Source organism: Martelella lutilitoris (assembly GCF_016598595.1).
GTDB lineage: Bacteria > Pseudomonadota > Alphaproteobacteria > Rhizobiales > Rhizobiaceae > Martelella > Martelella lutilitoris_A.
In genome coordinates this window covers 323,664-344,536 of sequence record NZ_CP066786.1, presented here as the reverse complement: position 1 = coordinate 344,536, position 20,873 = coordinate 323,664, and the positions used below count along the sequence as shown (strand labels likewise).

Sequence of the window (20,873 nt, the reverse complement as noted above, 5' to 3'; positions counted from 1 at the left end):
TGTTCTTGCGTATCGGCGCGCATTGTGGAATCCTTGCAACCACTGGGTTTGATGAGACGCTGTTCTTGAGGGGACGCCGGGTGGGGCCGGCGCGGGGCTTTACATGGTATCCAGGGTTCAAACGGTTGCATTTCAGGGGATCGAGGGTGTGCCGGTCGATGTTCAGGTGATGGTCGCGCCCGGCAAGATCGGCATGCAGATCGTCGGCCTGCCCGACAAGGCCGTTGCCGAAAGCCGCGAGCGGGTGCAGGCCGCGCTCCACGCGACGGGCCTCGCCTTGCCGGCCAAACGCGTGACAGTCAATCTTGCGCCCGCCGACCTGCCGAAGGAGGGCTCGCATTTCGACCTCGCCATCGCGCTCGGACTGATGGCCGCGCTTGGCGCGGTTCCGGCCGACGCGCTGACGGGCTACGTGGTCATCGGCGAGCTCAATCTCGACGGCACGATCGCCGCCGTGGCCGGGGCGCTGCCGGCGGCGATGACCGCCAATGCCATGGACAAGGGGCTGATCTGCCCGGCCGAATGCGGGCCGGAAGCGGCCTGGGCCGGGTCAGAGATCGACGTGCTGGCGCCGAAAAGCCTGATTGCGATCGCCAATCATTTCAAGGGAACGCAGGTGCTCTCCCGCCCCGTCCCCGCCGTGCGCGCCGCAGCGCACGACCTGCCGGACCTTTCGGAGATAAAGGGGCAGGAAAGCGCCAAGCGCGCGCTCGAGGTGGCGGCCGCGGGCGGCCATAACCTTTTGATGGTCGGCCCGCCCGGCGCCGGAAAATCGATGCTGGCCGCGCGCCTGCCCTCCATCCTGCCGCCGCTGATGCCGCAGGAACTGCTGGACATGTCGATGGTGCATTCGATTGCCGGCAAGCTCGCCGGCGGGCGGCTTTCCGACCGGCGACCCTTTCGCGCGCCGCATCATTCCGCCAGCATGGCCTCGCTCGTCGGCGGCGGTATCAAGGCAAGGCCCGGCGAGGCCTCGCTTGCCCATCACGGCGTGCTGTTTCTGGATGAACTGCCGGAATTTTCGCCGCAGGTGCTCGATGCGCTGCGCCAGCCGCTGGAAAACGGTGAGTGCGTGATCGCCCGCGCCAATCATCGCGTCTCCTATCCCGCCGCTTTCCAGCTTGTCGCCGCCATGAACCCATGCCGCTGCGGCATGGCTGGGGAACCGGGCCACAGCTGCGCGCGCGGGCCACGCTGCGCAAGCGAGTACCAGGCGCGCATTTCCGGGCCGCTGATGGACCGGATCGACATCCGCATCGACGTGCCGGCCGTTTCCGCCATCGACCTCATCGGCGCAAGCGCCACCGGCGAGACGAGCGCCGCCATCGCCCGCCGCGTCGCCCGCGCCCGCGAGGCCCAGCGCGAACGCTTTGCGCGCCTTGGCGAGAGCGCGGCGGCCGTCAACGCCCGCGCATCGGCCAACATGATCGAGACGCTCGCCGAACCCGACGCGGCAGGCCTCGCGCTCTTGCGGGAAGCGGCGGAAAAGATGCGGTTTTCGGCGCGCGGCTATCACCGCATTCTGAAGGTCGCCCGCACGATCGCCGATCTCGACGGCAAGGCGACGGTCGGCAGGGTCCATATCGGCGAGGCCATCGCCTACCGGGTCTCGGCGACCGAGCGGATCATCACGGCGGCTTAGCGCATCGGACCGAAAAGCCGGAATCGATTTTCGGAAAGAACGATGCGTGGATCCAACGGGTTGGAGCGCCCTTTGTGCCTCCGAACGGACGTACGGCGCTCCAAGCGGCCTGCCCCGAAGAGGGATCATCGACTATCGATTGAAATTCGCGTCCGGCGAGGGAGGGGTTCGCTGCAGTGCGGAGAGATCCATGATGAAGCGCCGGACGGGCCAGGCCGGCGAAGCGAAAGCCCCTGTCGGCAGGCAGCCGGGCGCGGCAATCCGGCGGGCGAGGGAGCCCTGCATCTGCGCGCCGGCCCTGTCTGTCCTTTTAGGCCTCGCAGCCCTGCTGATGCCGGCGCGGGCGCGCGATCATTGAGAAAACACTCCTGACGCACCTTTCTCCGGGCATGCGGGCGCGGCTCCATCGCGGCCCACCCTTTTCCCCGTCGCTTCCGGCAGGGCTAGGCTTGACGCATCAGGTCCAGCGACCAAGCAAAGGAAGTTTCTCATGTCGGATCAGACGACCAGGCTCGGCCTCCCCTTCATTCTGCCCGCCCAGGCGCAAAAACACGTCACCCACAACGAGGCGCTGCAGCGGCTCGACGCAATCGTTCATCTCGCCATTTCCGGCGAGGACAGCACCCCACCTTCAAGCCCCGGCGACGGCGCCTGCCATCTGGTTGCGGCAAGCCCGACTGGCGAATGGGCGGGCCATGCGGGCGCGCTCGCGCTGTTTCAGGATGGTTACTGGCAGTTCATTGCGCCGGTCGCCGGATGGTCGGCCTGGTTCGTGTCGGAAAACGCGGTTCGCGTCTTTGACGGCAGCGCCTGGATTTCTCCGCCGCCCGGTCCGAACCTCGAACTCTTAACGCTCGGGATTAACGCTGCGGCTGACGCCACCAACCGGCTTTCGGTTTCCGCGCCCGCAACGCTTTTCAACAATGCCGGCAGCGGGCATCAGCTGAAGATCAACAAGGCCACGGCCGGCGATACGGCATCCCTGCTCTACCAGACCGGCTGGTCCGGCCGCGCGGAGATGGGCCTTTCCGGTTCCGACAGTTTCGCGATCAAGACGAGCCCCGACGGCGCAAGCTGGCACGAAGCGGTGAAGATCACCCCGGAAGGCGCCGTCAGCATGCCGTCGCGCCCTCTGGCCCGCGCTGCGGCGCCGGCCGGTTCGGCGGTGATCGCCGGTCCTGCAAACCGCGGCTTCGGCACGCTTCATGTCGGTGAAGGCGGTTTCACGCTGGGCGCTGCGGTGACCGGCGGCGGAAACCGGCTGGTCTTTCCCGCAAGCGGCTATTACGCGGTGAGCCTCACCGTCACCGCCACGGCGGCGGGAAGCTACTGGGTCGCGCTTGAAAAGAACGGTTCGGATAACTGCGTGACCCTCAGCGGCATTGCCACCGGCGGCAATCCGCTGACGCATTCCGCCTCCGCGATCAGCTATTTTTCGGCCGGTGACCATGCCCGCCTCGCCTTTTCCGGCACGGCAACCTATGCGTTCGGCTACGGCCAGACGGAAATGACGGCCATGCTTCTTTGAAGCCCGACTTGCCATCGGTCGCCGTTCCCCGCTATGCCTATCCGGACGAGAAAACCCTGGAGGCGGCCCATGGCAGGCAAGATCGACTGGCGCGAGAGCTTCAATCTCAAACACCCATCGCTGAAACCGCTCTGGGTCCGCATCCTTGCCGTCGCGCTATGCGGCGGATGGGCGGTCGCCGAGATCTTTATCGGCTCGCCCTTCTGGTCGATCCTGTTCGGGGCGGCTGCGGCCTATATGGCCTATGTCTTCTTCATTTCGCCCGACCGCGCCTATTTCAACAGCCACGACGACAAGCCGGAAGAGTAGGATCGAAATTCAGTGCGGGTAATTGCCGGAAAAGGTCCTGTCCGCCAGTTTCGGCAGCATGAAGCGGAAGGCGACCGAGCGCACGCCCTGAAACAGGAGCATGGCGATCCACAGGCCGTGATTGCCGAAGAGCGGCTGCAGCACGGCCCAGGCGGCGAAATAGCAGGCAAGCGAAAACAGCATCAGCGTGCGCATCTCGCGTGACCATGTGGCGCCGATGAAGACCCCGTCCATCTGGAAGGCGATGACCCCGACCAGCGGCATGATCGCGGCGTAGGGCAGATAGACATGCGCCAGCGTCTGTGTCTCGGCGATCGGCGCAATCAGCGCCACCACGTAAGGCCCGGAGATGAAGAAGGCCGCGGACACGAAAACGGCCATTGCCACGCCCCAGAGCGTGGTGAGCCGGATCACGCGGTCGAAGGCCGGGCGGTAGAAGGCGCCGACGGCGCGGCCCGCAAGCTGTTCGGCCGCGGTGGCAAAACCATCGAGAAAGGCGACGCCGAAGAAATAATAGCGCAGCAGCACCGTGTTGGCGGCGAGCACGTCAATGCCCAGAACGCCCGATTGCCGGGTGAAAAAGGAAAGCCCGATCAGAAGCGCAAAGGAACGGATCATCATGTCGCGATTGACCGAGAAAAGCCGCTTGACGGTGGAAATATCCGGCACTTCCCATTTGTGCCGGTCCGTGCGCCGCAGGATCAGGATGACGCCGGCAATCGCCGTAACGCCCTCGGCAACCAGGCTTGCCGCCCCCGCGCCGGCAAGACCGTAATTCAGCCACAGCACCCAGAAAAAGGCGAAGAACAGGTTGAGCGCGTTGAGCGCCACCTGCAGCAACAGCGCCGTCACCGCCTCGCCGCGACCGATGACCCAGCCGAAGACGACGAAATTGAACAGCGCAAAGGGCGCCGACCACACCCGCCAGGCATAATAGGTCCAGGCCGCCTCCCCCACCGCGCCATCGGCGCCGAGTACGTAAAGGCCGAGCCGGCCGATCGGCACATGCAAAAGCATGATCAAAAGGCCCGAGCCGACCGCGATCAGGATGCCGCCGAGCAGCATGCGCTGTTCGGCCCAGCGGTCTTCCGCGCCGACGGCCTGAGCCGTGAAGCCGGTCGTTGCGCCGCGCAGGAAGTTGAACGTGGTGAACAGCACGTCGAAGATCACCGCCGCCAGCGCCACGCCGCCGATCAGCACCTCGTCGCGCAATTGCCCGACCACGCCGGTCGCCGCAAGGCTCACCAGCGGGGTGGAAAAATGCGCGATCATCATCGGCAAAGCGATGGTGAGCACCTGCCGATGCGTCACCGAAAAGGGGCGCGGAACGCGGCCGGCGGTGGTTTCCAAAATGACCTAGTCCTTGATGTGCGGCTCGCCCAGCGTGTGCATCAGCCGGTTGGCCCAGCCGAAAATGGCGATGGCATGGATTAGGTCGAGGATCTCCAGGTCGTCAAGGCCCGCCTCGCGCAAATGATAGAACTGGTAGACCCCGACATTGTCCGGGTGCGCTGTCAGATCGACGCCGAAATTGAACAACGCCTGGTCATAGTCCGGCAGATCCGCCTCGAGCCCCTTCTCGTAGATCGCCTCGATGACCTCCGGTCGTTTTTCCAGCTGGATATGGCGGTTTGCGTGCACGGCGGCGCAATAGATACACTTGTTGACGAAGGACGCGGCAAGCGCCCCCATCTCCCGGCCGGCGCGCGAGAGGCCCTCCTTGGAATACATGATGTCGTTGAAGAGCGGCGAACGCTCCTTCAGCGTTTCCGGCTCCTGCGCCAGCACCAGAACATAGTCGGAGACCTTGGTGTTGGACGGCGTGATCTGCAGCGCGTCGCGCTGTTCGTCGGTCGCGGTTTCGAGGTCGACGGGTTTCACGTAGGGATGCCAGTCGAGCGGTTTCAGGGTGAATTCGTGAACGGGTTCGGACATGTCAGTGGTCCCTCAGCATTTTCAGCCCGGCAACGACCAGGATCTGGTAATTGACGAAGGCCGTCAGGCTTGCCAGCGTCACGATGCCCCGGTCATCAAGGCCGGCGGCATAGAGTTTTTCCACATCGGCGCGGGTCGCCTCCTTCGGCGTCAGCGTCACCTTGTCGACCCGCTCGAGGATGGCATCGAGCTTCGCATCGGCCTTTCCGGGCCGGAAGCTCGTGTCGAGGATCGCGTCGAAGGCGGTCTCACCATAGCTCTCCAGCAGATCGCGGTAATGCGCCTCAAGCTCGGCGGCCCTCCACAGCGCGCACATGCGCGCGGCAAGGGCTGCGCGCAACGCAAAGCTGAAATTGCCGGGCTCCTTCGGCACCAGCGCAGCCTCGTAGCTCGCCTGTGTCTTCTGTTTCAACAGTTCGCGCCGGTTTCTGAGCGCGATCATGTCGGCATCATCGCCGAGCACCTTGTCGATCACATCGACCATTGCAGTCTCCCTTCAGTCTTCCGACAGCGCCTCATCGAGGAAATCAAGCCGGTCCTGCCCCCAGTAGAGCACGTCCTTGTAGATCCACGTCGGCGTGCCGAACACGCCGCGCGCGGTCGCTTCGGCATGGCTGTCATGCCAGGCCTGAACGATTTCGGGCTCCTCTTCCATCGCCTGCAGCGCCGTGCCGTCAAGGCCGATGCGGTTGGCAACGTCGATGCGTACTTCGGGCTGGGTGACATCCAGTTCCTCACTCCACAACGCATGCAGGAGCGAGTGAGAAAGCTCAAGCGCCGGCAGCCCCTCGCGATCGGCGGCAATCACCATGCGGGCGGAAAACTCGTTATTGGTCGGATAATGGGCGGGCTTAAGCACCAGCGGCATGTTGAGACGCTTGCGCCAGCGATCAAGCTCCACGGCGTGGTAATCCTGGCGCGGCTGCGGGCGCGAGCGCAGCGGCACGCCGCCATTGTCCGGCACGATCCGGGTCGGACGGACGACGACATCGAGGTCATGCTTTTCGATCAGCGCCTTGAACTGCGGCCAGCCGAGATAGGCCCAGGGAGACGAGAGCGCGTGATAATAATAGACGGTCTTTTTGGTCATGGTCTTGTCCTTCAGGCCTGCTCGGCGGCCACGGCGTCGGCATCGGTCCATTCGCTGCCGTCAAGCTCCGGGCTCTCGTAGCTGAGCAGATCTTCCCAGTGCTGATCCAGATCCTTGCGGAACAGGCTGGAGGCAACCCCGCGCGCAAGCCACAGCGCGCCCTCGCTGATCGCCGGAATATCGCCGGAGACCTTGCCGAGGCTCATGGCCGAACTGTAGTTGAAGCTGTGAATGTCCGCGAGGAAGGGTGCGGTGCCTTCGCTCTTTTCCGAAAAGGAGAAATCGGAGTTCAGCCAGGGGAAGCGGCCGAGACCGGGGTTCTGTTCTTCCGGCGGCGGCGTGTAGCGGTCTTCCCAGCAGGCGATCTCGGCGTTGAAGGGCTCAAATTCCGGCCGCGCCATCGGGTCGACGGTGAAGCCCGTCCCCAGGATCAGGAAATCGCAGCGGAATTCGCGGCCGGTCACTGTGGTGATCACCACGTCCGCCCCATCGCGCTCAACTTTGGCAATGCCGCAGTTGAAATGAAAGTAGGCGTTCTCGTGGCGGCTCACCCTGAGGGTGGATCCGTGTGGGGCCGGCGTCTGCTGCTTGTCGCCATAGTCCATGATGCGCCAGCGCCATTCGGGAGATAGATCCGGCAGGCCGGCCGTCACGCCATAGGAACCGATGCCCATCAGCTTGTTGATTGTCGGCATTTTCTTGCGCCGCGCCAGAAGCCTGACTTCCCCCGCGCCATGTTCCAGCGCTTCTGCGGCGTTGTCGACGGCGGACGCGCCGACGCCGATGACGACGACGCGCTTGCCTTTCCACGTGTCGAAATCGATCTCGTCGGCGGAATGCGCCCAGCTTTCACGCGGCAGGCCGGAGACGAAGCCCGGAACCGTGCCCTTGCCGAGCCCGTCGCGACCGGTCGCCCAGATCAGCTTGCGGGTGATGATGGTGTCGCCGTCGGCCATTTTCAGGGCCAAAAGCCCGTCGTCGCGCGGGATCACGCGCTCGACCTTCATGCCGTTTTCAACCGGCGCGCCGGTCACCTTGCGGTACCAGACGAGGTATTCCTGCCACATCGGCCGGGGAATGCGGTAGAGTTCGTCCCAGGCCTTTGTGCCGAATTGCGCGCGATACCAGGCCTGGAAGGTGAGCGAGGGAATGCCGAGCGCTGGGCCGAGCAGGTTTTTCGGCGAGCGCAGCGTTTCCATGCGTGCATAGGTGAGCCAGGGACCTTCCTTGCCTTCGGGCGCCATGTCGATGATGCGGGTATTGTGCATGCCCTGTCGCTTCAGCTGCAGCCAGGCGGCAAGCCCGCACATGCCGGCGCCGACGATAACGATATCGCTCACCGGCGTGCCGTCGACCGGGCCGACCGGTTTGACCCAGTTGGCGGAGGGAAAGTTCAGATAATCGAGATCCTGGCGAACCCGTTCGTTCAGCGCTTCCAGCGCTTTTTCATTGGTCATGTCTTCAGTCCTTCACGAATTCCAGGGCCTTCAATCGGCCAGCACCACGGCGTCTTCCTCGCGCCAGCCGATCCAGACATCGTCGCCCTCCAGATGGGCAAGCGCCACGGGGTCAAGCTGGGCCACAAGCGACTGGCCCTCGTTGAGACCCACGGTGAGCGCGGTGAAATTGCCCTTGAACAGCCGGTTGGTGATCCTGCCGGGAAGCGCAATCCTGCGGTCCGGCTCGCGGCTGACCGCATAGATTGCTTCCGGCCTCAACGCCACGGTGACATGGCTGCCGACCGTGGGGGCGGGTCCGGTGAGCGTGGCGTGGATGATGTGGCCGCACCAGTCGAGCGTGGCGATATTGCCGTCGACCGACCGCAACTCCGCATCAAGAAAATTCGATTCGCCGATGAAGGTAGCGACGAAACGGTTGACCGGGCGGGCGTAGAGCGTGTGGGGATCGCCCATCTGCTCCACCCTGCCATTGTTCATCACGACGATGACATCCGACATGGTCAGCGCCTCTTCCTGGTCATGGGTGACGAAGAGGAAGGTCTTGCCGGTCTTTTCCTGAATGCTCTTCAGCTCGATCTGCATCTGGTGGCGGAGCTTCGCGTCGAGCGCGGAGAGCGGTTCGTCGAGCAGCAGCACGTCCGGATCAGGTGCGAGCGCGCGCATCAGCGCCACGCGCTGGCGCTGGCCGCCGGAAAGCTGATCGGGCATGCGGTCGGCATAATCCTGCAGTTCGACCAGCGCCAGAAGCTCCATCACCCGGGCGTGGATCTTCTCCGACGGCATGCCCTTCAGCTCGAGCCCGAAGGCGATGTTGCGGCCGACCGTCAGGTGCGGAAACAGCGCATAGTCCTGGAACACGATATTGACGTTGCGCCGGTGCGGCGGCAGGTGCGTCACATCCTTGCCGTCGAGCAAGATGGAACCCGAGGACGGGTCCTCGAAGCCGCCCAGCATGCGCAGCGAGGTCGATTTTCCGCAACCCGACGGCCCGAGAAGGGTGACGAACCTGCCGCGCTCGATCTGAAGGTCGAGATTGTTCACGGCGAGCGATTTGCCATAATATTTGTTGACGTTCTTGAAGTGGACGAGCGGTTGCATTTCAGTTCCTTGAACGGCGGACGCGGCGTTCGGCATAAAGCCCGATGGCGCCGGTGGCGATGAGGACGAGTGTTGCCATGGCGTTGATCTCCGGCGACATGCCCCCCGAAATCTTGGCGAAGATCAGCATGGGAAGGGTGGTCTGGTAGCCGCCGAGGAAGAATGTGCGGACGAAATCGTCGATACTCGTCAGCGCGCAGAAGATCATGCCGCCGACCAGCGCCGGGCCGAGATAGGGCAGCGTGACGCGAAAGAAGGCGATGAAATTGTCGGCGCCGAGATCACGCGCGGCGTCGACGAGGCTGGACGGCATCGAGCGCAGCCTGGTCATCGCCATGATCACCACGAAGGGTACGGCATGCACCGTATGGCCGAGGATGATGGCAAAGGTGCCGGTCGGCACATCGATGGCGCGGATGAAGATGCGCATCGAGATGGCCTGGATCATGCCCGGCACGACGGCAGGCAGACAGGCGAGCGCGAAGATGATGGCCTTGCCCCAGATTGCCTCGTTGGAAGCGAGAAGCGCAATCCACACCCCGACCGCCGTCGCAACGATCGTGACGATGAAGGCGATCATCAGCGAATAGCCGACGGCGCTCAGGAACTGCTCATCCTGCACCACCTGGACATACCATTTCATCGTGAAGCTATCGATCGGGAACGAGATGAAGTTCGAATCCTTGAAGCTCATCGCCGTCATCAGCATCAGCGGCACGAAGAGATAGGCGACGAAAGCCCAGTAGAAGCCGGTGAGGAAAACGTTCTGGGGGTTTTTCATGTAAAAACGCATCGTCGGTCCCTCACATCAGTTTCACGTTGCGCCCGCCGACAACCCGCATGAACAGGCCGACCGTGGTGAGCGAGATCAACAGCATGATGATTGAGAAGGCAGCGCCCGCCGGCCATTTGTCGTTGGAGCCGTGGAACAGCTGGGCGATGATTTCCGGGAAGATCACCGTATTCGGCCCGCCGAGCAGAAGCGGCGCGGCGAAGACGCCGATCGAGGTGAGGAAGACCAGGCTGCAGCCCGAAACGATACCGTCACGCGAGAGCGGCAGGATCACGCGGCGGAAGCGCTGCAACGGACCGGCGCCAAGATCGGCTGCGGCATCGAGCAGGCTGTTCGGGATCTTCTCGATCGAGGAATAGAGCGGCAGCAGCATGTAGAGGGCGATCAGGTAGACGACGCCGAAGCTCAGCGAGAAATAGGTATAGAGCATCGGTATCGGTCGGTCGATCATGCCGAGCTCGCGCAGGAGCGCGTTGACGGCGCCGCGGTTGGCCAGAAGCATGATTACGGAAAAGACGCGGATGATCTCACCCGCCCAGAACGGCGTCAGCAGCAGCAAGAGCGCCTTGTTGCGCGAGGCGGGGCGGATGACCTTGCCGATATAATAGGCGACCGGATAGACCACGACGAGCGTTGCCGCCGTCACCACCAGGGAGAAGACGAGGCTGCGCAGGAAGGGCACGAAATAGAGGCTCTCCTGGAAGAACAGCGCGTATTGCGCGAGGGTATAGACCGGCTCGTCGCCGTCCATCAGCGGATAGTTGGCAAGGAGCGAAATATTGCCCATCTGCAGGATCGGACCGATATTGAAGAAGGCGATCCAGGCGAGCGGCACGGCCAGCAGGACGACAAGCCGGGCGACGCGGTTTTCGGCAAGAAGACCGATCGTTCCGCGGTAGAACGGCGAGCGGGCGACCTTGCCGATCCAGCTTGAATAGCGCGCCCGTGACGTCCTCGCGCCCTGACCGCCACCGGTCAAAACATCATTGGTCATAGTCAGAAAATCCATAGATTACAAAGGCTGCGGCGTAGCGCAGTCGACCGGGCGAAACGCTGCCGCCCGGCCGGGGCATTGATCAGGCCGCCTTGATTTCGGCAACGGCCCTGTCGATCATCTCGTTCTTCATGTCGCGGTTTTCTTCCGCGAAGAACTGGATGCGGGCGATCTGCTCTTCCGGAAGCGCGATCGCCGCGCGCTCGCGGTCGGTAAGCAGCTTGTCGACGCCGGAAAAGGCGCTGGCAAAGCCGGACTGGCGCGTCATCGCCGCGCCGACTTCCGGATTGGCGAGGAGCGCGGAGAAGAACTTGTAGGCAGCATCCACGTTCGGTGCATGGTTGACCAGGTTGAAGGAATAGAGGAAGCCGTAGGTGCCTTCCTTCGGGATCGACAGTTCGATCGGGAAGCCGTCCATGATCAGCTTGGCGGCGGGGCCCGACCAGGTCTGTGCGACATAGACGTCTTCATTGACCAGCATCTGCTGCACTTCGGCGCCGCCGTCATAGAATTTGCGGACCATGTCCTTGTGCTCGATGAGGAAATCGCGCGCCGCGTTGACCGCGGCCTGGGCCTCCTCAGGCTTGTCGACATAGGCGACGAAATCGCCGTCATAGCCCAGATATTTCATGGTGATCGAAACGAAGTCGGAGATGATGTAGGTGGTGAAGCCCTTGTATTCCGGATCGAACATCAGGCCCCAGCTATCGGAGGGCTTGGTGTAGTCGGTGTTGCGGACCATGCCTTCAAAACCGGCAAGCAGCGGCACGCCATAGACCTCGCCCTTGCGGACGAGCTGCGGCGCGCCCTTGTAGGGACCCGCAAGATTGTCCCAGGTGGAGATCCTGGCGGGATCGATCGGCTGGAGGAGATCGGAAGCCATGAACTGGCTGAGACGGTGACCGGCGACCGTGACGATATCGGTGGTCGGATCGGCGCCTTCGGCCGCGAGCAGATTGTACTGCTTGCCCTGGTCGTCTGTCAGGCGGATGCGCACCTCGATGCCGGTATCCTTCTCGAACTGCTCGACGAAGCCCTCGGGGAGGAACTTGTCATAGGTCGTGATGTTGAGGACATTGTCCTGGGCATAGGCCGGACGGATGATGGACGGCGCGGCGATGAGCCCCGCGCTTGTCCCCATCATCTTCAGGGTCGTGCGCCGTGTCGGATTGCGAAGTGTCATTCTCGATCTCCTGGTTTGTCTGTCCCGCGTCCGGTCCCTCTCGGCCGGAGCGCGGGCTTTTCCTCGCCGACCTAATGGACTGGAAGAGGACGGCTTTCTTTCCCCTCCGCTGAAAGCTCGTCTTCCAGGGAGAACCTGACCGCCGCCTCGGCATGAAGCAGCGTTGAATCGAAGCAGGGCAGGTCGAAATCCTCCGGACGGACCAGAAGCCCGACCTCGGTGCAACCGAAAATGATGCAGTCGGCGCCCCTCAGTTTCGCCCGCTCGGCGATCTCGACATAGCGTTCGCGCGATGCGCGGCTGATCACCCCGCAGCATATCTCCTCGAAGATCACGTCATGGACAGTTGTCCTGTCGTCCTCTTCCGGAATGACCGGATCAAGGCCGAAACGGTCCCTGAGGTAGCCGACATAGAACGGCTTCTCCATCGTGTAGCGTGTGGCCAGAAGCAGAGGCCGGTCCAGGCCCTTCTTCTTCACCGCAGCGCCGGTCACTTCCGCGATGTGAATCAGCGGAACCGTGATCGCCGCCTGCACCTCATCGGCGAGGATATGCATCGTATTGGTGCAGATCAGCACCATGGCGCAGCCGCACTGCTCCAGTTCGCGCGCGGCCGCGATCAGCGTCTCGGCCGCAAGGTCCCAGCGCCCGGCCTTCTGATGCGCGACAATCTCGGAGAAATTGACGGAGCGCAGGCAAAGATCCGCCGAAGCCAGGCCGTCGCCCATCAGGCGCCGGACCTCCTCGTTGATGTGCTTGTAATACACTGCGGTGCTCTCCCAGCTCATGCCGCCGATCAGACCTATCCTTTTCATTGTCTCATTCTCAATTCTGTTTCAGGTACGAACATAATCAGCGTAGCGGACCTGACAGAAGAGAGTTTTCTTATTTTTGCACGAACATGGGATTTAAAGAGACTCTATCCTACGAGAACACGCCGAATGCGGATATTTTATCCACCAGACGAACTTGACATGAATCCCATACTAGTGCACAAATTTTACTCAAAAGATACAATTTACCAAAACTTGGGCAAAGCATGCGGAATTTTCTGCATTTTGACAAGGGTCAACCTGCGAATTAAGCCATATCCGCAAGTCTATTTCGGCGTCATATTTTGTCGAAACGGAAGAGCAGACGAAAAATCCGTCTCGATTTTCAGTGAGTTCTGAGAATTTCGTCCCCTCTGCGGGACATCAGGGGAGCGTCAGGAAATGTTTGACCAGATCGACCGCAAGATCGTCGATATCCTGCAGCGCCAGGCAGACCGGACGGTGAGCGAGATCGCCGAGGAGGTCGGCCTTTCGCACACACCCTGCTGGCGGCGGATCAAGCGCATGGAAGACCTCGGCTTCATTCGCGCCCGGGTGGCGTTGATCGACCGCAAGATGGCCAATATTCCGATGACCATCTTCATCGCCGTCAAGGCGCCGCGCCACGCCATCGAATGGCTCGACGAGTTCCGCAAGCAAATCAGGGACATTCCCGAAGTGACCGAGGCCTATCGGCTGACCGGCGATACGGATTACCTGCTGAGAATTGTCGTTCCCGACATCGAGACCTATGACCAGGTCTACAAGAACCTGATTTCGCGGCTGGAATTCTCCGACATCAACTCCTCGATCGCGATGGAGGAGCTGAAGTTCACCACGGCGCTGCCGACCAATTACATGTGAAGAGACAAAGGCTAGAAGACCCATGAAAATCGCAATTCTCGGCGCAGGCAACAATGCCTACGGCCTTGCCGCCTTCATCGCCGATGCCGGCCATGCGCCCGTGCTCTGGTCGCCGTCTGGCTCAAACGCCGTGGAGCTTGCCCGAGGCACGGCGCTGATGGCCACGGGCGCGGTGGAATTCGAGGGTCCCGTCGGCGTGGCCGCCTCATGCGCGGATGCCGTCGGCAACGCCGACCTGGTGATGATCGCCATGCCGGTGAACGGCCACCGGTCAGCCATCGATGCCATGACGGACCATCTGAAGCCCGGCACGCCGGTGATCATTTCCTCCCACAGTTCCTTTGCCGCGCTCTATCTCGCGCGCGCGCTGAAAGAGGCTGGCAAGACCCTGCCGATCATAGCCTGGGGCACGACCCTTCTGACCGCGCGGAAAAACGGCGACAGCGCCGTCGTGGTCAACACCGTGCGCCAGAAGGTGGACATGGCAACCGTTCCCTTCAACGCCATGGACGAGGGCCACGCGCTCTGCACCGAATTGTTCGGCGACCGTTTCGTCAGGCGCGACGGGCTGATGGCCATCGCGCTGTCCAACCTAAACCCGCAGAACCATCTGGGCATTGCGCTGATGAACCTGACGCGGATGGAAAAGGGCGAGACCTGGGGGCAGGGCGAGAACATCACCCCGGCCGTCGGCCGCTTCATCGAGGCGCTCGATGCCGAGCGCCTGGCGATCGCGGAGAAGTTCGGCCTGCAGGTGAAGACGGTGCGCGAGCACTTTTCTCTGTCTTTCCACGTGCCGCTCGCCTCGGTCTCGGAGATGAACCAGGAGATGCATGCGCAGGGCCGCGGCGGCTTCGGGCCGTCGACGATCGAGAGCCGTTACATTCTGGAAGACGTGCCCTTCGGCCTCGTCGCCACCAGTGCGCTTGGCCGTCTGGTCGGCGTTCCCGCGACATTGCACGAGGCCGGCACGGCGATCTTCTCGGCCGCCTATGGCCATGATCTTGCCGCCGACAACGACCTTCTGCCCGCCCTCGGTTTTGCCAGCCTCGACAGGCAAGAGCTCGAGCGGCTTTGCCGGGACGGCTACGCCGGTTGACCCAGCCGGAGCCTCGCAGCGCTACTCGTCACAGCTCAGCGAATGGAAATAGTCGCCCCAGCTGTTGATGCGGATGTCGAAATAGCGGCCGTCCTCGAACACCCGGCCGCCATCCCAGACGAGCGCGCCATCTTTGGCAGTCCCGCGCATATAGACCACGCCATTATCCGTCATCAGGTCGACGAAGCGGCGCTGGCCGGACTCGATCCGACCGGAAACGGTGGTGAAATCGCCGCCGCCGCCGACCGGACGGTAGCGCAGGCTGTAGTCGATCGGCGCGTCGCAGCGATTGCTCAGGACGAATGTGATGGAAAGATCAGGCGTCGCTTCGATGGCGCGGAAGAAGGGTGAACCGGCCCCGGTGACGACCCGGCCGATCGCCTCGATTTCGGCATTGCCGATATAACGTCCCGCACCCGGATAAAGATAGAGCCCGGTAATCCCGGAGGTCACGCGAATTGCCGCGCCGGAAGCCCCTTCCGGCAGATCGCAGTTCATCGCCATGATGTCGCCTGGCGCGATGGAAAGCGCCACGCAGGCCGATGTCGTCATCTGGCCGCCTGTCGCACGGTCGTAGAACCGGATCGTCAGAATGCCGTCGTCGCCTCCCGTCTCCCGCCGGTCGAAAGCCGCCTCGTCGGTCTCGGCGCTGAAGGGCGGATGCTCGACAAGTTCGGCGGTCTCGACAATGGCGAGCTTGCCTTCGAAACGGTCAGACGGACCGAAGGGCGCCCCGTCCACCGGCACGAACACGCGCCGGATGAAGCGCCGCGCGGTTGGAATATAGCCGTCATCGAGATCGACGCGCGGCATCACCTGCCGGTCGGCCAAAACCTGGCCCGTATCGGGGTCGATCACGCAGGCTGCTGCCGTCAGCACGTGACGCGGACCGATCACGGTCGCGCTGCAGACAATGTCGTTGACGCCCGTCACGATGGCCGCCATGGCCCGGTCCGGCGCATCAAGCGCCTTGACGGGTTCCACGGGCGTTTGCGCGGATACGGGCAGCGCAACAAGGCTGAGAAGGAGCGCAGAAAACCCCGAGGCAAGACGGCGGAACGGCTTCAATGGAAAACGGCTCACATCACTCTCCCTGCGGCGCTTCGGCGAAGACCAGAAGCGACGCCGTTTCGCCGGCCCTGAGGCTGTATTCCTGCTCCCCCGGCCCCTTCACGATCCGCGAATGGACCTGGATCGTGCAGGTGTTCTGCCCGAGCGCGCCCTCGCTCAGCGCCTTCACGGCAATCCGCACGGGACCGGGCGCAACCGACGGTTCGAAACGTGTGCCGCCGTTGAGAAGATCGACAACCTCGGACGACACGACCCCGGTACTGTCGCTGATCGTCAGTTCCACGCGGTCGACGTCCTCACGTCCATTGTCGGTCAGCGTGAAGGCAAGCGGCAATTCGACGAAGACCGGCTGCAACGCGCCATCGTCAAAAACCATCTCGGCACCGCCCGGAAGCTCATTGCGGGGCGGACCGGGCTCCGCGTAGGACGCCGCATCGTCCTCCATCATTGCCATGATCGCGCGCGCTTCCTCCCGCGCCTCGTCATAGGCCGTCCGGTCGCCGTCCTGCAGGCTGTGCGGCAGGCTCAACAGCCGTTCATACTTGCGCAGAAGCCGGAGCGATATCCGGGGCCTGAAGGCCGGCTGATAATAAGCTTTCGGATCCTCGCGCAGCGCCGCAACCTCGTAGCCGAAGCTGCGGGCGGCCCCCGAGAGCAGGCGGTTGACCGCCTCGGCCGTAGCGATCGCGCGGTTGCGCAGATTGTGCTCGGCAAGATAGGCCATCAAATCCGCCGTTGACCAGCTGACAGCGTCAAGCCGCGCGCCTTCGGCCCGCAAGTCCCCGGTCCAGATCGCCTTCGCCGTTTCCGCCTTCACCCAGTCGCCCTTGGCAATGCCGCTTTCCCAGACAAAGGTCCGCCCCCAGTCGGGGCTTGAGGGCATGTTGAAGGCCCATTCGCCGGAAAGGCCGGGTGCCTCGACGTCCTGCACCAGTCCGACATAGGCATTCTGGCTCGGGGCATAGAAGCGGAACACCAGCCTCACGGCATAGGGCTGGACAAGCGGCGCGCCTTCCGGCAATGCCGCGCCGCCGCCCGCGCCCTGCGGCGACCAGAGCTGGACCGCGCCGGGACCAAGGGTGGGCAATTGAAGGCGGTAGTCGGTCACGTCATAGCGAAAACGGGTGGAAAGCACGGGCTCGCCGTAAAGAAGGCCCATCTTCAGTTCGACCTCCCAGTCGATCGTCACGGTCGAGGCGGGCGCCAGGTCTTCGCCGACGAGCGGACTGCGGAAGCGCGCCTCATATTGGTCGCCCCCGGCCTCGACAAGGCGCACCTGGTCCTGCGCCAAGGCCGCTGCCGGCAGGGTCAGCAGAACCAGAAAAACCAGCGCCAGCATGCCGTGGGCGGCCTTTGCCCGTGGCCCCATGTCGCCGGTCGCGGACCTGCCGGAAATCAGGAATCGAGCCATGACTCAAATTCCCTCTGCTGTTCATCCGAAATGAAAAGCCGGCGTTTTCCGCCAAGCGGACCGCCGTTGACACGCTGGCCGTAATAGCTGTCGCCATAGGCCTCATCCAGCTCGTAAGGCACAAAGCTCAGCACATACCAGCCTGCGACCGCAATTATGGCGATCACGCACAGTCCCGCGAGAAAACCGATCCTCCACCAGCGGTGCGACCGTCTTTCGGACAACGGGACGGCCGCCGCCCGCGCCTCGCTGTATTCGGCCTCCTCGTCGCCGCCTGCCTGCACGCCGCCGGCAAGCAGATAGACGCCGCCGGCGGTTCCGAGAGCGGCAGCCAACGGATCGTCCTCATCGGGCTCGATCACCGCGATGGCGCGCTGACGCGTCAGGTTGCGGGCATCATTGGACGACAGGATGCGACCGGCAAGCGGAGCCTGAAGCTCGACCACCTGTCCGCTCGCTGCTTCGATCGTGTAAAGCACGCTGTGGCGATCGACCCGCCCGCCCGGTTCGGCATGCACCTTGATGACGCTGGCCGGATAGAGCTCGCTGTCGACGGGCGTGTGAAGATCGACGCGCCTTGAAGAGGAACGCTGCGGCGCGGGAGCGACGATTTGCGGAGCAGACCGCGCTTCTTCCGGCTCCATTACCTCGATCTCGAGCAGGCTCTCGCGTTGGAGAAGCGTCGCGCCGACGGCAAGCGGAGCGGAAACGGCCTTGCCGCTCTCGCCGGCGCGCACATGAAAAGGCCGGCCGTTTGCCGTCTCCAGATCGTAAAGCGGGTCGCCGCTGACAATCGGATCGCCCAGCCTGAAATAGGCCCTTTCCACCCTGGCCGGATAGAACTCGTCTCCGGCCGGGCTCTCGATACTGACACGCGCCATCGTCTTCACCACCCCTGCTGCGATCGAAACTAGTCGAGCGCCCGGCTCTCAGCAAGTGGCGAAGCGGTTCTGTTAAAACCAGGCTTTCCGAATGCTTAAACCTCGATCGGTCTGGCCTCGGATGCGAGCATGATCGGCACGCCGTCACGAATGGGATAGGCAAGCCGCGCCTTCCGCGAGACGAGCTCCTGGCGCTCGGCATCATAATCGAGCCTGCCCTTGGTCACCGGGCAGACGAGAAGCTCCAGCATTTTCGGATCGATCCCGGCATCCTTCTTGGCCATGGCCGGTCGCCTATTGCAGCTTGTCGCCGGGATCGCCGGCAAGCGCGAATTCGATGATCGCCACGAACAGCTCGGCCCGGGTCTTCAGGTCCGGCGCTTCCAGAAGCGCCTGCTTCTCCGCCGGGCCAAAGGGCGCCATCATGGAGAGCGAGTTCACCAGCGTCAGATTGCCCGCCTGTTCGATATGCGCCCACTCCGTCTCCAGCCCCTCCGCCTCGAGATAATCCCTGAAGGCTCCCAGAAGGGCGGCGCGGTCGACGCTTTCCTCCTGCGCCTCCAGATTGAGATCGCCCATGAAGGGGGCGATCTCGAAACTGCGGAAGGGTTTTGCCGTGCGCACCTCCTCGATCAGCCGGACCCGGCAGATTCCGGTCAGGGCCACGAGATAGCGCCCGTCGCCGGTCTCGGCAAACGAGGTGACCCGGCCGACGCAGCCGATATTGGAAAGCGGCGTGGCGTCATTGACGCTCAGCGTCTCGTCGTGGTGGGCGGGCTGGACCATGGCGATCAGCCGGTTGCCCGAGATCGCTTGGTCGACCATCGCCAGATAGCGCGGCTCGAAGATGTTGAGCGGCAATTGCCCCTGCGGCAGCAACAATCCGCCCGTCAGCGGAAACACCGGAACCACTTCCGGCAAGTCTTTCCGCGTCAGATATCGGGCATTGCCAACCTGCATGGAACGTGTCCCTCTAAAGCGCGTCCAGGAAAAGTGGAAACCGGTTCTCCGTCCGGACGCGCGGAAAAACAAAAGCTTAGAGCGTGTTCGCGATTCACGTCAACGCGGACATGCTCTAAGAAAACAGGATCGTCGACAGCCTGCGGCGCGCGGTGATCGTCGCCGGATCCTTCGGACCCCAGGCTTCGAAGAAGGCGATCAGCTGCTTGCGCGCGCCGTCGTCCTCGAATTCGCGATCCTTGCGCATGATCGTCAGAAGGTGTTCGGCCGCCTCGTCACGCTTGCCTTCGGCATTGCGTACCTTGGCAAGCTTCATGCGGGCGGCGTGATCATCGGCATTGAGCGCAAGCGCATGCTCAAGCTCTGCCGGATCGCCGAACTTGCGGGCTTCCTCGATCTGCGCGATGCGGGCGGAAAGCGCCTTGATGGCGTCGTCGTCCTTCAGTTCTTCCGGCACCTGGTCGAGCACCTGCTTGGCGCGATCGATCTGACCGGCGGCCACCATGCAGCGGCCGATGCCGGCAAGCGCCTTCGGATTTTCCGGATCGGCCTGCATGACGGCGGCAAAAAGCTGGCCTGCCTCCTGCAGCTTTTCTTCCGCCAGAAGCTGTTCGGCCTGATCAAGCGCCGAGGCGATTTCGGCCTTGCGGTCCTGTTCGGACGGGCTTTTGTCGGAGAGCTTGTTGATGAATTCGTTCACCTGGCTTTCCGGCACCGCGCCCATGAAACCATCGACCGGCTGGCCGTTGGAAAAGGCAATGACGGCGGGAATGGACTGGATGCCGAGCTGGCCGGCGATTGCCGGATGATCGTCGATGTTCATCTTGACGAGCTTGACCTTGCCGCCGGCAGCCGTCACGGCCTTTTCGATGACCGGACCAAGTTGCTTGCAGGGGCCGCACCAGGGCGCCCAGAAATCCACCAGCACAGGCTGGGTGCGCGATTCCTCGATGACATCCTTGCCGAAATCGGCCGTGGTCGTGTCCTTGATCAGCCCGCCGGGCGGCGTTGCGCCATTGGAGGCGCCATTGGCCGATACGTTCATCTGGCCGCCGAAGGAACCGCCATATGGATTGTCAAAACCGCTCATCACTATCTCCCCGTCTGGCCCGAAGGGCCAATTCCTGTCTTCGTTTGTAGATCGTGTGTCACGCCGTCACTTTCAAGACAAGCGGCTCGTGCCCGGTCGCCCGGATGAAGCGCAGCAGATCATCGCGCCCGATCGAGGTCGTCGCCGTATTGCGCAAGGGATGGCAATTGATGGTCTCGTTTTCCATCAGGTCGGCATCGAGGATGAAGGTGACCTGACGCGCCGTATCGTTGATCGCGCCAAGCGCGGTGACCGACCCCGGCTCGACGCCGAGATAGTCCATCAACGCGTCCGGCTTGCCGAAGGAGACCCTGCCCGATGCGCCGATCAGATTATGCACCTGTTTCAGGTCAACCGTCGCATATTCCTCGACGGTGAGCAGGAAATATCGGCTTTTCTTGTCCTTGACAAACAGGTTCTTGGTGTGGCCGCCCGGAATTTCCGCGCGCAGATCATCGCCTTCGGCAACGGTGAAGACCGCGCGGTGCTCGCGGTTCTCGTAAGTGATCCCGAGTTCATCGAGGAAGGCGAAGAGATCATCGGCAGTCTTGGTCTCGGTCATGGCGGCTGGCACTTCGAATGGGCGTGAAAACGTGTCGCGCCTTTTCACCACCATTCGCCGCCGAATGCAACAATGGCCCCGCAAACGCGGT

At 63.0% G+C, this 20,873-nt stretch carries 22 protein-coding genes; 5 read left to right on the top strand and 17 right to left on the bottom strand.

Translation table 11 applies throughout. The annotated features are described in order from the left end of the window. The first annotated feature begins 103 nt into the window (after window positions 1-103). From JET14_RS01660 to JET14_RS01650, 3 genes are all read left to right on the top strand, one after another. A complete protein-coding gene (locus JET14_RS01660; RefSeq protein WP_200336521.1) occupies window positions 104-1,642 on the top strand; it encodes a YifB family Mg chelatase-like AAA ATPase in 1,539 nt (512 codons plus the stop codon). A 490-nt stretch (window positions 1,643-2,132) separates the two neighbouring features. Continuing rightward, window positions 2,133-3,170, top strand: a complete 1,038-nt coding sequence (locus JET14_RS01655) for a DUF2793 domain-containing protein (RefSeq protein WP_200336520.1) — start codon at window positions 2,133-2,135, stop codon at window positions 3,168-3,170. 69 nt (window positions 3,171-3,239) lie between these two features. After that, window positions 3,240-3,479, top strand: a complete 240-nt coding sequence (locus JET14_RS01650; protein WP_200336519.1) for a hypothetical protein — start codon at window positions 3,240-3,242, stop codon at window positions 3,477-3,479. A 9-nt stretch (window positions 3,480-3,488) separates the two neighbouring features. Here JET14_RS01650 and JET14_RS01645 read toward each other — a convergent pair whose 3' ends face one another. The 10 genes from JET14_RS01645 to JET14_RS01600 all read right to left on the bottom strand — a co-directional run bounded on the left by JET14_RS01645 (window position 3,489) and on the right by JET14_RS01600 (window position 12,847). Next, the gene (locus tag JET14_RS01645; protein ID WP_246750461.1) at window positions 3,489-4,829 is read right to left on the bottom strand and encodes an MATE family efflux transporter; all 1,341 of its coding nucleotides are present in this window, start codon (window positions 4,827-4,829) and stop codon (window positions 3,489-3,491) included. A 6-nt stretch (window positions 4,830-4,835) separates the two neighbouring features. Next, window positions 4,836-5,414, bottom strand: coding sequence for a peroxidase-related enzyme (locus tag JET14_RS01640; protein WP_200336518.1), 579 nt, complete (start codon window positions 5,412-5,414; stop codon window positions 4,836-4,838). Between the two features lies 1 nt (window position 5,415). Further along, entirely contained in the window at window positions 5,416-5,898 is a 483-nt protein-coding gene (locus tag JET14_RS01635) for a CMD domain-containing protein (protein ID WP_200336517.1), read from the bottom strand. A gap of 12 nt (window positions 5,899-5,910) precedes the next feature. Further along, entirely contained in the window at window positions 5,911-6,504 is a 594-nt protein-coding gene (locus JET14_RS01630) for a 2-hydroxychromene-2-carboxylate isomerase (RefSeq protein ID WP_200336516.1), read from the bottom strand. Between the two features lie 11 nt (window positions 6,505-6,515). Beyond that, entirely contained in the window at window positions 6,516-7,961 is a 1,446-nt protein-coding gene (locus tag JET14_RS01625; RefSeq protein ID WP_200336515.1) for an NAD(P)-binding domain-containing protein, read from the bottom strand. A 30-nt stretch (window positions 7,962-7,991) separates the two neighbouring features. Beyond that, complete coding sequence (locus tag JET14_RS01620; protein ID WP_200336514.1) at window positions 7,992-9,062, bottom strand: ABC transporter ATP-binding protein; 1,071 nt, start codon at window positions 9,060-9,062, stop codon at window positions 7,992-7,994. 1 nt (window position 9,063) lies between these two features. Then, complete coding sequence (locus tag JET14_RS01615; protein ID WP_200336513.1) at window positions 9,064-9,855, bottom strand: ABC transporter permease; 792 nt, start codon at window positions 9,853-9,855, stop codon at window positions 9,064-9,066. Window positions 9,856-9,865: 10 nt separating this feature from the next. Beyond that, window positions 9,866-10,849, bottom strand: coding sequence for an ABC transporter permease (locus JET14_RS01610; RefSeq protein WP_200336512.1), 984 nt, complete (start codon window positions 10,847-10,849; stop codon window positions 9,866-9,868). 82 nt (window positions 10,850-10,931) lie between these two features. Continuing rightward, window positions 10,932-12,032 carry an extracellular solute-binding protein gene (locus JET14_RS01605; RefSeq protein ID WP_200336511.1) on the bottom strand — a complete coding sequence of 367 codons (1,101 nt, stop codon included), beginning with the start codon at window positions 12,030-12,032 and terminating at the stop codon, window positions 10,932-10,934. 71 nt (window positions 12,033-12,103) lie between these two features. Then, a complete protein-coding gene (locus tag JET14_RS01600; RefSeq protein ID WP_200336510.1) occupies window positions 12,104-12,847 on the bottom strand; it encodes an aspartate/glutamate racemase family protein in 744 nt (247 codons plus the stop codon). A 399-nt stretch (window positions 12,848-13,246) separates the two neighbouring features. Between JET14_RS01600 and JET14_RS01595 the strand changes: the two genes are divergently transcribed. Together JET14_RS01595 and JET14_RS01590 are read left to right on the top strand one after the other, a co-directional pair. Continuing rightward, complete coding sequence (locus tag JET14_RS01595) at window positions 13,247-13,708, top strand: Lrp/AsnC family transcriptional regulator (RefSeq protein ID WP_200336509.1); 462 nt, start codon at window positions 13,247-13,249, stop codon at window positions 13,706-13,708. 22 nt (window positions 13,709-13,730) lie between these two features. After that, the gene (locus tag JET14_RS01590) at window positions 13,731-14,807 is read left to right on the top strand and encodes an NAD/NADP-dependent octopine/nopaline dehydrogenase family protein (RefSeq protein ID WP_200336508.1); all 1,077 of its coding nucleotides are present in this window, start codon (window positions 13,731-13,733) and stop codon (window positions 14,805-14,807) included. Between the two features lie 21 nt (window positions 14,808-14,828). On the opposite strand, the gene JET14_RS01585 is transcribed toward JET14_RS01590, so the two are convergent. The 7 genes from JET14_RS01585 to JET14_RS01555 all read right to left on the bottom strand — a co-directional run bounded on the left by JET14_RS01585 (window position 14,829) and on the right by JET14_RS01555 (window position 20,782). Beyond that, window positions 14,829-15,890, bottom strand: coding sequence for a hypothetical protein (locus JET14_RS01585; protein ID WP_200336507.1), 1,062 nt, complete (start codon window positions 15,888-15,890; stop codon window positions 14,829-14,831). A 1-nt stretch (window position 15,891) separates the two neighbouring features. Further along, window positions 15,892-17,289, bottom strand: coding sequence for a hypothetical protein (locus tag JET14_RS01580; protein ID WP_200336506.1), 1,398 nt, complete (start codon window positions 17,287-17,289; stop codon window positions 15,892-15,894). Further along, window positions 17,274-18,170, bottom strand: coding sequence for a hypothetical protein (locus JET14_RS01575; protein ID WP_200336505.1), 897 nt, complete (start codon window positions 18,168-18,170; stop codon window positions 17,274-17,276). The genes JET14_RS01580 and JET14_RS01575 overlap by 16 nt, the downstream gene beginning before the upstream one ends. Before the next feature lie 95 nt (window positions 18,171-18,265). Next, window positions 18,266-18,454, bottom strand: coding sequence for a Trm112 family protein (locus JET14_RS01570; RefSeq protein WP_200336504.1), 189 nt, complete (start codon window positions 18,452-18,454; stop codon window positions 18,266-18,268). A gap of 10 nt (window positions 18,455-18,464) precedes the next feature. Continuing rightward, a complete protein-coding gene (locus JET14_RS01565) occupies window positions 18,465-19,130 on the bottom strand; it encodes an LON peptidase substrate-binding domain-containing protein (RefSeq protein ID WP_200336503.1) in 666 nt (221 codons plus the stop codon). 115 nt (window positions 19,131-19,245) lie between these two features. Next, a complete protein-coding gene (gene trxA, locus JET14_RS01560; RefSeq protein WP_200336502.1) occupies window positions 19,246-20,220 on the bottom strand; it encodes a thioredoxin in 975 nt (324 codons plus the stop codon). A gap of 58 nt (window positions 20,221-20,278) precedes the next feature. Next, window positions 20,279-20,782 (bottom strand): prolyl-tRNA synthetase associated domain-containing protein, encoded by a 504-nt coding sequence (locus JET14_RS01555; protein ID WP_200336501.1) that lies wholly within the window; start codon window positions 20,780-20,782, stop codon window positions 20,279-20,281. Window positions 20,783-20,873 lie beyond the last annotated feature (91 nt).

Coding starts and splice junctions, on each gene's coding strand:
- JET14_RS01660 (WP_200336521.1), top strand. CDS start 104: ATGGTATCCAGGGTTCAAACGGTTGCATTTCAGGGGATCGAGGGTGTG.
- JET14_RS01655 (WP_200336520.1), top strand. CDS start 2,133: ATGTCGGATCAGACGACCAGGCTCGGCCTCCCCTTCATTCTGCCCGCC.
- JET14_RS01650 (WP_200336519.1), top strand. CDS start 3,240: ATGGCAGGCAAGATCGACTGGCGCGAGAGCTTCAATCTCAAACACCCA.
- JET14_RS01640 (WP_200336518.1), bottom strand. CDS start 5,414: ATGTCCGAACCCGTTCACGAATTCACCCTGAAACCGCTCGACTGGCAT.
- JET14_RS01635 (WP_200336517.1), bottom strand. CDS start 5,898: ATGGTCGATGTGATCGACAAGGTGCTCGGCGATGATGCCGACATGATC.
- JET14_RS01630 (WP_200336516.1), bottom strand. CDS start 6,504: ATGACCAAAAAGACCGTCTATTATTATCACGCGCTCTCGTCTCCCTGG.
- JET14_RS01625 (WP_200336515.1), bottom strand. CDS start 7,961: ATGACCAATGAAAAAGCGCTGGAAGCGCTGAACGAACGGGTTCGCCAG.
- JET14_RS01620 (WP_200336514.1), bottom strand. CDS start 9,062: ATGCAACCGCTCGTCCACTTCAAGAACGTCAACAAATATTATGGCAAA.
- JET14_RS01615 (WP_200336513.1), bottom strand. CDS start 9,855: ATGCGTTTTTACATGAAAAACCCCCAGAACGTTTTCCTCACCGGCTTC.
- JET14_RS01610 (WP_200336512.1), bottom strand. CDS start 10,849: ATGACCAATGATGTTTTGACCGGTGGCGGTCAGGGCGCGAGGACGTCA.
- JET14_RS01605 (WP_200336511.1), bottom strand. CDS start 12,032: ATGACACTTCGCAATCCGACACGGCGCACGACCCTGAAGATGATGGGG.
- JET14_RS01600 (WP_200336510.1), bottom strand. CDS start 12,847: ATGAAAAGGATAGGTCTGATCGGCGGCATGAGCTGGGAGAGCACCGCA.
- JET14_RS01595 (WP_200336509.1), top strand. CDS start 13,247: ATGTTTGACCAGATCGACCGCAAGATCGTCGATATCCTGCAGCGCCAG.
- JET14_RS01590 (WP_200336508.1), top strand. CDS start 13,731: ATGAAAATCGCAATTCTCGGCGCAGGCAACAATGCCTACGGCCTTGCC.
- JET14_RS01580 (WP_200336506.1), bottom strand. CDS start 17,289: ATGGCTCGATTCCTGATTTCCGGCAGGTCCGCGACCGGCGACATGGGG.
- JET14_RS01575 (WP_200336505.1), bottom strand. CDS start 18,170: ATGGCGCGTGTCAGTATCGAGAGCCCGGCCGGAGACGAGTTCTATCCG.
- JET14_RS01570 (WP_200336504.1), bottom strand. CDS start 18,454: ATGGCCAAGAAGGATGCCGGGATCGATCCGAAAATGCTGGAGCTTCTC.
- JET14_RS01565 (WP_200336503.1), bottom strand. CDS start 19,130: ATGCAGGTTGGCAATGCCCGATATCTGACGCGGAAAGACTTGCCGGAA.
- trxA (WP_200336502.1), bottom strand. CDS start 20,220: ATGAGCGGTTTTGACAATCCATATGGCGGTTCCTTCGGCGGCCAGATG.
- JET14_RS01555 (WP_200336501.1), bottom strand. CDS start 20,782: ATGACCGAGACCAAGACTGCCGATGATCTCTTCGCCTTCCTCGATGAA.